1 protein-coding gene is annotated in these 1,181 nt (G+C 67.6%); it reads right to left on the bottom strand.

Features of this window, described 5'->3' with window-relative positions; translation table 11 throughout:
• On the bottom strand, window positions 1-1,181 hold a 1,181-nt coding region (locus MF605_RS11855; protein WP_242821296.1), incomplete at both ends, for an IS256-like element ISMlu11 family transposase.

Below are 1,181 nucleotides of genomic sequence, written 5' to 3'. Positions count from 1 at the left end.
CCTTCGACGAGCCGGCCCTGGGCTTTGCGCTGGCCGGCGGGTTTGCCCCGGTCCCGAGCGCGTTCGGCGGCGCGTTTGTCTTCGATGTTGCAGATCGCCAGCCAGAGCAGCTTCACCGCCGCCTCGGTCGAGGGGAAGTGGCCGCGGTTCTTGGTCACCTTCCGTAGCTGGAAGTTCAGCGACTCGATGCTGTTGGTCGTGTAGATGACCTTGCGGAGCATGGGTGGGAACTGCAGGAACGGGATGAACCGCTCCCAGGAGTTCGCCCAGGTCGCGGCTGCAGACGGGTACTTCGTGCCGAGCTCGGAGGCCTCGAACTCGGCCAGCGCCTTCCTCGCGGTCTCTTCGTTGGGGGCGGTGTAGATCGGCTTCAGCGCGGCGGCGACCTTCTTGCGGTCCTGGTAGGCCACGAACCGCATCGCGGCCCGGATCAGGTGAACCACGCAGGTCTGGACCATCGAGTCCGGCCACGTCGCCTCGATCGCCTCCGGCAGGCCCTTGAGCCCGTCGCAGCACACGATCAGCACGTCCTGCACGCCCCGGTTGGCGAGATCGGCGCAGACGTGGGCCCAGAACGCCGAGCCCTCGGTGTCCTGGACCCAGATCCCCAGCACGTGCTTGATGCCCTCGAGGTCCACGCCGACGGCGATGTAGGCGGCACGGTTGAGGACCTGGCTGTTCTCTCGGATCTTGATCCGGATTGCGTCGAGATAGATCACCGGATAGAACTCCTCCAGCGGCCGCGACTGCCACGCCAGGACCTCTTCGCTCACGGCGTCGGTGATGTTGGAGATCGTCTCGTGCGACAGGTCCGTGCCGATCGTGGAGGCCAGGTGGTGCTGGATGTCCCGGATCGTCATTCCGCCGGCATAGAGGCTGATGATCATGTCATCCAGGCCCCCGAGGCGCCGCTGGCCCTTGGGCACCAGGCGCGGGGTGAACGACCCGCCCCGGTCTCGCGGGACGTCCAGCTCGATCGGCCCGACCTCGGACTCCACGGTCTTCGGGGTGGTCCCGTTGCGGGAGTTGGCGTGCTTCAGCGCCTCGCTCGAGCCCTTCTCGTAGCCCAGATGGCTGGTCAGCTCGGCCTGCAGGCCCCGCTCGAGCGCGGCCTTGACCAGCGCGGGCACGAACCCGCCGTCACCGGTGAGCTCGACGCCGCCCGCGTCGATCTGCGCGAA

Origin of the sequence: Micrococcus luteus, assembly GCF_022664405.1 — a bacterium.
GTDB classification, from domain to species: Bacteria; Actinomycetota; Actinomycetes; order Actinomycetales; family Micrococcaceae; genus Micrococcus; species Micrococcus luteus.
This window is presented reverse-complemented; position numbering and strand designations above follow the sequence as displayed.